The following is a 7,524-nucleotide window of genomic DNA, read 5'->3' on the forward strand; positions in this document are numbered from 1 at the left end:
CTTCACGCTGATGGACTCGGACCGGTACGCGCAGTCCCTCAAGGAGCAGCCCGACGTATCTCCGTGGGCGCGCTTCCCCCTCGTGGTCACGAGCCTGGAGCTGCTCTCGCGCACCGAGGAGCACCGGCGCGCCGTGGCCGAGGAGGGCGCCTTCTGGGATCTCGTCATCATCGACGAGGCGCACCACCTCAAGGGCGAGAAGGCCTTCGAGGCCGCCCAGGCGCTCGCGGGCAACTCCTGGGGACTGCTCCTGCTCACCGCCACGCCCATGCAGCTGGATCCCGCCGAGTACCACGGGCTGCTCACCCTCATCGACACGGCCACCGCGCCCACGGTGAAGGGCTTCGAGGAGCGGCTGGCCCGGCAAGAGGAGCTGTCCAGCGCGGTCCGTGCGCTGCTGGAGGGCAATGAGCCCGCCAAGGCGGTCAAGGCACTGGCCAAGCGCTTCCCCGGAGACGCGAAGCTCCAGGGCCTCAAGGAGCGAGAGGCCCTGCTGGAGCACCTGGCGGAGACCTACAGCCTGTCCGACCGGCTGGTGCGCAACCGGCGCGCCATCGTCGGCGGCTTCACCACCCGGCGCTTGCACCGCCACCCCGTCCAGCTCTCTCCCGAGGAGCTGAAGACGCGCGATGCCGCCCTGGCCCTGCTCGCGAAGTCCAACCTGCGCGGAGCGCCCCTGGCCAACGTGCTGCGCCGCCTGGAGTCCAGCCCCGCGGCCTTTACGGGCGCCGTGCTCGCCAACGCCCCGCTGAAGGAAGCGGACCTCAAGCTGCCCTCGCGCGATGCCAAGCTGGTGGCCTTCCTGGGCCTGCTGCGCGGCGTCTGGGCCTCCGAGGCTTCCGCCAAGGTGCTCGTCTTCACTGAGAGCCGCGACACGCTGGAGGCGCTCCAGACAGAGCTGGGGCGCGAGGGCATCGAGGCGCTGGCCTACCACGGCGAGCTGCCGCTGGTGGAGCGAGACAGGCAGGTGGCGCGCTTCCGCGATCCCGAGGGCCCCAAGGTGTTGCTGTGCACCGAGGTGGGCGGCGAGGGCCGCAACTTCCAGTTCGCCCACCACCTGGTGCACTACGATCTGCCGTGGAGCCCCGCCACCGTCGAGCAGCGCATCGGCCGCCTGGATCGCATCGGCCAGACGAAGCCGGTGGAGATCCACGTGTTCGATCCAGCGGGCACGCTCGCCGCGGACGTGCTGATGCTGTTGGCGGATGCCGTGGGCGTCTTTGGCGAGACGGTGGGCGGCCTGGACGCGGTGCTGGAGGAGGTGGAGGACCGGCTCGCCGAGCTGGCGCTCCTGCCGCGCGAGGCCCGCGTGGCGTACGCGGCCGAGCTGAAGAAGAAGGTAGAGGCTGCGCGGGCGCAGGTGAAGCGCGCGTATGACCCGCTGCTGGATCTGCGCTCCTTCGACAAGCCGGCGGTGGCGCGGCTGGTGGCGCGCGCTCAGGTGCGCATGGGCATCGAGGCGGAAGAAGAGGACGAGGAGCAGCCGCTGGAGGACGGCCTCTGGGGCGTGGCGAGGGATCTCGACGAGCGGCTGGAGGAGACCGTCACCGAGCTGGCGAAGCGGGTGGGCATCCGGGTGGACACGGACGACGAGGTGGATGCCTTCCAGTGTGCCTTCCACTTTGGCCACGCGCTCAACGTGGAGGGGCTGCCCGGCCTCGATGTGATGGAGGACCGGACGTTGCTGGGCACCTTCTGGCGCGACACGGCGGTGGAGGCCGAGGAGCTGGAGTACTTCGCCACCGGGCACTCGCTGGTGGAGGCGCTGTTCGGCTTCCTGCGGGACGGGCCGTACGGGCGCAGCGGCTTCCGCTTCATCGAGAAGCGCGGGCCGCTGAAGGCGCGCGGGCTGGAGCTGCTCTACCACGTGCAGACGCCCGAGCCGGAGGACACCTCGCCCGGCGCCCGCGTGCCGAGCCGTCAGCTCGCGCGCTTCCTGGAGCGGACGCTGCTCCACGTGGCGGTGGCGGAGGCGCAGGGCGGCCCCAAGGCGGATGCAAGCCTGCTGCCGGTGCTGGAGGCGGACGGGCGGGCGCTCAAGGGAGACGAGGTGTCACGGGCCTTCCCGAGCGTCCGTGCCTTCGTGGACGCGGCGGTGCCGGTGGGCCAGAAGGCCGCCGAGGCCGAGCTGGGCAAGCTGGCGGCGAAGGCCAAGAAGGCCATCGAGGCCGAGCGTGACGCCGCACTGGATCGGATGCGATTGTCCCTGGGGCACCAGGGGCTGGCCGCCGAGGCGCTGGAGGCTCAGCTCGACGCGGAGCGCATGCACTATGAGCGTGTGTTGAAGGCACTCTCGAGCGCGAAGGTGGTGCTCGACTCGGCCTGCGGCTTCGTCATCAACCGGTGAGCGACGAGGATGCCTCGCAGGGCGGCTCGAAGGCGGGGGCGTCGACGCTCGCCTTCCTGCAGGCGCTGGCTCATGTGTCGGATGCGCCGGTGGACGGGCTCTCCGACACCGCGCCGTCCGGGAAGACGGAGCTGGTCAGGGACTGGAAGTCCGAGCGGTTCGTCCTCCAGCGTCAGCTCGGCGCCGGGGCATTCGGTGCCGTCTTCGAGGCGCAGGATCGCGAGCGCAACGCAGTGGTGGCGCTCAAGCTCATGCGGCGCAGGGATCCGCAGGCGCTGCTGCTCTTCAAGCAGGAGTTCCGCACGCTGACGGGGATGGCTCACCCGAACCTCGTGCAGTTCTACGAGCTGCACTCGGACGGGGAGCAGTGGTTCTTCACCATGGAGCTGGTCCGAGGACCCCCGTTCCTGGAGGCGGTGCGGTCCCCCGCGACCTGTGACTATCTCGTCCAGCTTGCTGTGGGTGAGTCTGAGCGGGCGCGGGAGACGCTGCGCGTTGCAATGGAGTCACGCTCGACAGGAGTCATGGCTCTCCATGGCCATCAAACCCCGTTCGGCGTGCCCCTGCCAACCGTACCCGCTCAGGCCTTGAGCTTCTCGCGCAGCGTCTTCGCCCGGCCCTGCATCTCCGGGTCCATGCTGGTGAGCTGGATGGACTTGAGGCGCTCATCCAGGCTCTTGGGCACCTTCGTCTTCAGCTTGCCCTCGGTCTCCATCGTCTCCAGCTTCGCCAGGGCCTTGTCCGCGATGCGCTCACGCGGGTGGTCCAGCAGGCTGTCCAGGAAGTACGTGTCCTCGGGCAGCTCCGGGTACTTCTCCAGATACTCGACGACGCCCTGCACCCAGGCTTGGCGCGTCTCGGCCTGCTGCAGCTTCTGCATCGCCTGCTTCTGCACCTTGCGCTTGCCCTCGGGGTCGAACTTCTCGGCCAGGCCCTGGGGCAGCTCGCCCCCGGTGAAGAGCGAGTCCGCAGCCGCCTTGTACTTCTCATAGGAGGCGCTCCGCTCGATGCGTTGCTGCGCCGGGTCATCCTGGCGCGAGTGGCTCTTGCTCTTGCCGCGCATGGCGTCGATCTCTCGCCACGTCTTGTTGCGCTTGCCAGAGAAGCCGCCACCGTCGTTGTCGTCCTTGTCTCTTGCCATCCTCAACTTCCCTTCCGGGCGTGCCACAGGCCCGCTAGCCCGCGCCGCACCAGGGTGCGCACCCGCGCGAGCTCTTCGGCAGAGAGGGGGTGCTCCTCGTCCTGCTCCGCCTCGAACAGCGCTTCCTCCGCGTAAGCGGTGAGGGCCTTGGGCACCGGCGGAGCCTTCGTGTCCTCCCTCTCCAGCACCGCCGGATCCACACTGACAAGTCCCGGCGGCCAGCCCAGCTCCATCATGGCGTGCAGTTCGAAGAGCAGGTGGCGGGCTACTGCATATCCTTCGTCCGTGAGCCCCGCGACGTCAAGGGCGCCCAGCAACGCATCCTGCCGGTTCTCGAAGGAGTGCAGCCGTCGGGTCCGCTCCTTCTCCTCGTCTTCCAGGTAACGCCAGGCGGCCTCCACGAATTCACTTCCCGGCTCCCCGGGAGCGAAGGCAGGGGGGGGCACCGGCTTCACCTTCTTGGGTCGGGGGGGCCGGGGCCCCTCATCCAGCTGGAGGGGCTTGCCTTCCTCCAGCAGATCCCAGAGCCCCAGCAGGTTCTGGAACAGCCGCTGGGCCACCTCGGGCGAGGAGAAGTGGGGCTCGCCCTGAAAGAGGGTAGGGATGACCGCGTCATGCGGCTGCCCCTCGGCCTGGGCCGAGCGCATGCGGGTGAGCACCTCGTAGGTATCACAGGAGCTGCCGGCCAGCTGCAGCAGCCCGTCGAGCGTCTGCGCGCCTTCGAAGTGGTGGACGAATTCCGTGTGTCTTCCGCGAGAGCGGCTCATGGAACCTGAACGCTAGCCCTGCAGGCAGGGAGACGCACGTGGCGCGGTGAGAGTCCACGTACCGAGGGCCAGGACAATCCTCCCAGAGTGAACATTAGGGACGATAGAATCGGTTCGGTACCTCCCCCGCTCGCTGACCTGGGCGGCAGCTCCGCAGGAGAATGGATGGCGACACAGGACTCCGCACCCCGCAGCCTGCCCGAGCGGCTGGTACGGGGGCTCATCGCGCACGCGCTGGGCTACCTTACCGCGACCCAGCAGCTGCTCGCCGTGGGTGGCCACTTTGGCTGGTTCATGTTGGTCATCATCGGCCTGGGGAACAGCCACGGCGATGTCATGCGGGAGCTGAGCCAGAGGCTGCTCTGGCTGTTCGCGGCGCTCGGCGGAGTGGATGAGACCGGGCGCGGTGGCACGGCCGAGATCATGGAGGTCTTCGGCAAGGTGGCGTTGGTCGCCTACCTGATGGAGCTGCTGCTCGCACGGGTGATCGGCCCTCGGAGCCCTTGGAGCCTGGGGCGCAAGTGGGCTGCCTCCACGGCCCTGGCCTGCGCGGGCTATGGGGTGGCCTTCGCGCTCATGGCCGGCCAGAGAGCGGGCCGCGGCATGCTGGAGGTCCTCCCCTTCTTCATCGGCTGGACCTCGCTCATGTCGTGGTGGGCGCTGTCCTGGGGCAGCTACATCCGCGGCTGGCAGGAGGTGGTGCGGCGAGGGAGCTGGCCTCGCAAGGAGCGGACCGAGCTCCCTGTCAACAGCAGCAAGCGCTCCCTGCTGCTCTCCGGGGGCGCGCTGTTGGGTCTGGGGCTCGCCGTGGGGCTGGTGCGGCCCAGGGAGGTGCGCGGGGAGGCCAGCCCCGGAGCGACCCTTGCGCTTGAGGAGCAGGCCCACGAGGAGCGCGCCGCAGGGAGCTCAGCGAGCCAGCCCACGCCCGGGGACAGTGGGAGGCCACAAGGGAGCAGACGCTGCCGCGGCGCTCCCGAGTGTGAGCGCCAGTGCGAGGAGGGCAGCGCGAAGGCGTGTGGGATGCTGTCCGAGCTGCTCGAGGGGGGCTTCGGCGTCGCGAAGGACCTGGAGCGCTCGCGAGAGCTGGCCCGGCGCGCCTGTGACATGGAGGATGGCGTCTCGTGCATGCGCATGGCCGCCGCGCTGGAGATGGGCGAGTCTCCCTCCCGGGAAGACCTTGAGAACTCCGAGGCGCTCTATCGCCGCGCCTGTGAGCTGCAGAACGCGGACGGGTGTGCGGGCGTGGCCTACCTGTACCAAGGGGTGAGAAATGGCCCCCCGGAGGACCTGGAGGTGGTGAAGCGCTTCTTCACCCTCGCCTGTGAGCTCGGGAAGCAAGAGGTCTGCGAGAAGCTCGAGAAGCTCAAGGCGAGCGAGTCCCCCGAGTGACTCCCTCAAGTCCCTCCCGCAAATCGCTCGGGCTCATGGGAGCTGGCGCTTCAGGCGCGTTTGCTGGTGCCCAAGCGGAGCACGCGCAGCAAGAGCAGCAAGACGATGGCCCCGATGAAGGCGACGAAGAGGGTTCCGGCAATCCCTGAGAAGGGAGTGCCCACGCCCAGGGCCCGGAAGAGAAAGCCTCCGATGAAGGAGCCCACCACGCCCACGATGATGTCCCCAATGAGCCCGTAGCCGCCGCCCGCCACCGCGGAAGCCAGCCATCCAGCGATCAAGCCGATCACGATCCACACGACGAGTGACTCGAGCGACACGGTGTACCTCCCAAGGTTGCGCCGGGCGAAGAGAGGCGCACGGACAGGTTGAGGATCAGAGAGAGCTTGTCGCTAGAACCGGGCCCCGAGCGTCAGCGCGACGTCGAAGAAGCCGCCCTGGGGGTTGTCCACTTGCTCGCCAAGGTTCTCGTCCAGCAGCAACCGGTAAGTGGCCCGAGCGCCTGCGGTGAGCGCGCCGGAGATGAACTCGACACCCAACGCCAGCGGGACCTCTTCCACCACGTCCGACTCAAAAGCCCCTCGGAGATCACCTCCGATGGTGATGTTCGAGATGCCCAGGCCGATACCCACGAAGGGCCTGACGGACTCGAAGAGGGGCAGCGACAGCTTTACCAGGCCACTGGCACCATGGCGCGTGAGAGAAATGTCGAGCAGCGCGGTCTTGGCGGTGTTCCTGGCGCCTTCATAGCCCAGCTCAAAGCCGAGGAAGCGCAGGGGCTGTAAGTCCAACGTCAAACCCCAGGTAGGGCCCACGTTGACGTTGTCGCCGAGATCCCCCGTGTAGTTACCCGCCCCTCCGCGCAGAAACAGATTCACCTTTCCAGGTTGACGCTCCTCCTCGGCGGTTGCCGTGCCTGCAGAGGCCAGCGCCAACACGAACCCCAACACCGCGATGCTCTGACGAGTCATGCAATTCCTTTCATTTTGTGAAGTCCCAACCTAAGTGTCGGTGTTGTGTTGTCAAGCATGGGACCCCGAGCCCTCGGAAAACCCAGGAGGGTTCCCGGCTCTATGGAATGGCTCAATTATCAACACCTCTTGTAGTTCTGGGCGGTCGCCCGGTACGGGAGCGTCGTACGCATCCCGTGTCTCTTGCTGGCTCGGCAGGAGATCTTCAAGGAACCACCTCCATTTGACAATTGATTATTCATGTTTAGTTTGTGGCGTCCCCAAAAGGAATAACAAACATGAATCAGGACCAGCAGCGATTCGGCGACACCAAGGAAGCGATCAAGGCAAAGCTGGACAAGTTGAATCTTCCGTAGACGCGTGATTGCGCCAGGGGTGGGTGGCGCCCAAGACGCGTCGGGCAGCTCCTTGGCGACCAACCACGATTGGAGCTTTACCACGGGGACCTGTAGCCAATTGCCGGTCGCGCTCAGCTCGGCTGGCAACTTCGCGGTGCTGGCTGACTCCACCGTGACCAGCACCGGACAGACCTCCGTCACAGGGGACCTCGGGGTGAGCTCGGGCACCGCCATCACCGGGTTCCCGCCTGGAACGGTACCTCGGCGACCTTCGGAACGACGACCTCCTTCCAGGGGACGGTCATGGCAGATCAAGCCATCACGCTGAATACAGGCGCTGCGCTGAACGGCAGGGTGTTGGCCCGGATTGGCGCAACCCCCTCCAGCTCCAGTGGAGGGGGGCGTTCAAGCAGATCCGCGGCTGAACATCAGGGACGAGAGAATAGATCCGGTACCCTGCTAGGCTTGGCCGCTGGATGAACAACCCCTCACCTGAGAAGTTGAAGGCCGCAGTGCAGGCGCTCTACCGGGTCCGGGCCGTGGAGGGGCCTCCCGGCGACCATGGCCATCG

General features: G+C 67.5%; 8 protein-coding genes and 1 pseudogene. 5 read left to right on the top strand and 4 right to left on the bottom strand.

Translation table 11 applies throughout. The features are described from left to right. On the top strand, nt 1-2,347 hold a 2,347-nt coding region (locus VD972_RS26290; protein ID WP_324991486.1), incomplete at its 5' end, for a helicase-related protein. 89 nt (nt 2,348-2,436) lie between these two features. Next, nucleotides 2,437-2,763: pseudogene (locus tag VD972_RS45560) on the top strand (protein kinase domain-containing protein); the annotation flags it as partial. A gap of 164 nt (nt 2,764-2,927) precedes the next feature. On the opposite strand, the gene VD972_RS26295 reads toward VD972_RS45560, so the two are convergent. Together VD972_RS26295 and VD972_RS26300 are read right to left on the bottom strand one after the other, a co-directional pair. Next, on the bottom strand, nt 2,928-3,488 hold the full coding sequence (locus VD972_RS26295; protein ID WP_324991487.1) for a hypothetical protein: 561 nt from the start codon (nt 3,486-3,488) through the stop codon (nt 2,928-2,930). 2 nt (nt 3,489-3,490) lie between these two features. Then, a complete protein-coding gene (locus VD972_RS26300; protein WP_324991488.1) occupies nt 3,491-4,255 on the bottom strand; it encodes a hypothetical protein in 765 nt (254 codons plus the stop codon). Nucleotides 4,256-4,420: 165 nt separating this feature from the next. Between VD972_RS26300 and VD972_RS26305 the strand changes: the two genes are divergently transcribed. After that, nucleotides 4,421-5,644, top strand: a complete 1,224-nt coding sequence (locus VD972_RS26305) for a tetratricopeptide repeat protein (protein ID WP_324991489.1) — start codon at nt 4,421-4,423, stop codon at nt 5,642-5,644. Between the two features lie 50 nt (nt 5,645-5,694). Here VD972_RS26305 and VD972_RS26310 read toward each other — a convergent pair whose 3' ends face one another. After that, nucleotides 5,695-5,964 (bottom strand): GlsB/YeaQ/YmgE family stress response membrane protein, encoded by a 270-nt coding sequence (locus tag VD972_RS26310; RefSeq protein WP_324991490.1) that lies wholly within the window; start codon nt 5,962-5,964, stop codon nt 5,695-5,697. A gap of 72 nt (nt 5,965-6,036) precedes the next feature. Further along, on the bottom strand, nt 6,037-6,615 hold the full coding sequence (locus VD972_RS26315; protein WP_324991491.1) for an outer membrane beta-barrel protein: 579 nt from the start codon (nt 6,613-6,615) through the stop codon (nt 6,037-6,039). Nucleotides 6,616-7,125: 510 nt separating this feature from the next. Between VD972_RS26315 and VD972_RS26320 the strand changes: the two genes are divergently transcribed. Together VD972_RS26320 and VD972_RS26325 are read left to right on the top strand one after the other, a co-directional pair. Continuing rightward, nucleotides 7,126-7,281, top strand: a complete 156-nt coding sequence (locus VD972_RS26320; RefSeq protein ID WP_324991493.1) for a hypothetical protein — start codon at nt 7,126-7,128, stop codon at nt 7,279-7,281. Continuing rightward, nucleotides 7,257-7,433 carry a hypothetical protein gene (locus tag VD972_RS26325; protein ID WP_324991492.1) on the top strand — a complete coding sequence of 59 codons (177 nt, stop codon included), beginning with the start codon at nt 7,257-7,259 and terminating at the stop codon, nt 7,431-7,433. The genes VD972_RS26320 and VD972_RS26325 overlap by 25 nt, the downstream gene beginning before the upstream one ends. Nucleotides 7,434-7,524: the final 91 nt, after the last annotated feature.

Origin of the sequence: Hyalangium sp. (assembly GCF_035629615.1) — a bacterium.
In the GTDB taxonomy this organism is placed as follows: Bacteria; Myxococcota; Myxococcia; order Myxococcales; family Myxococcaceae; genus Hyalangium.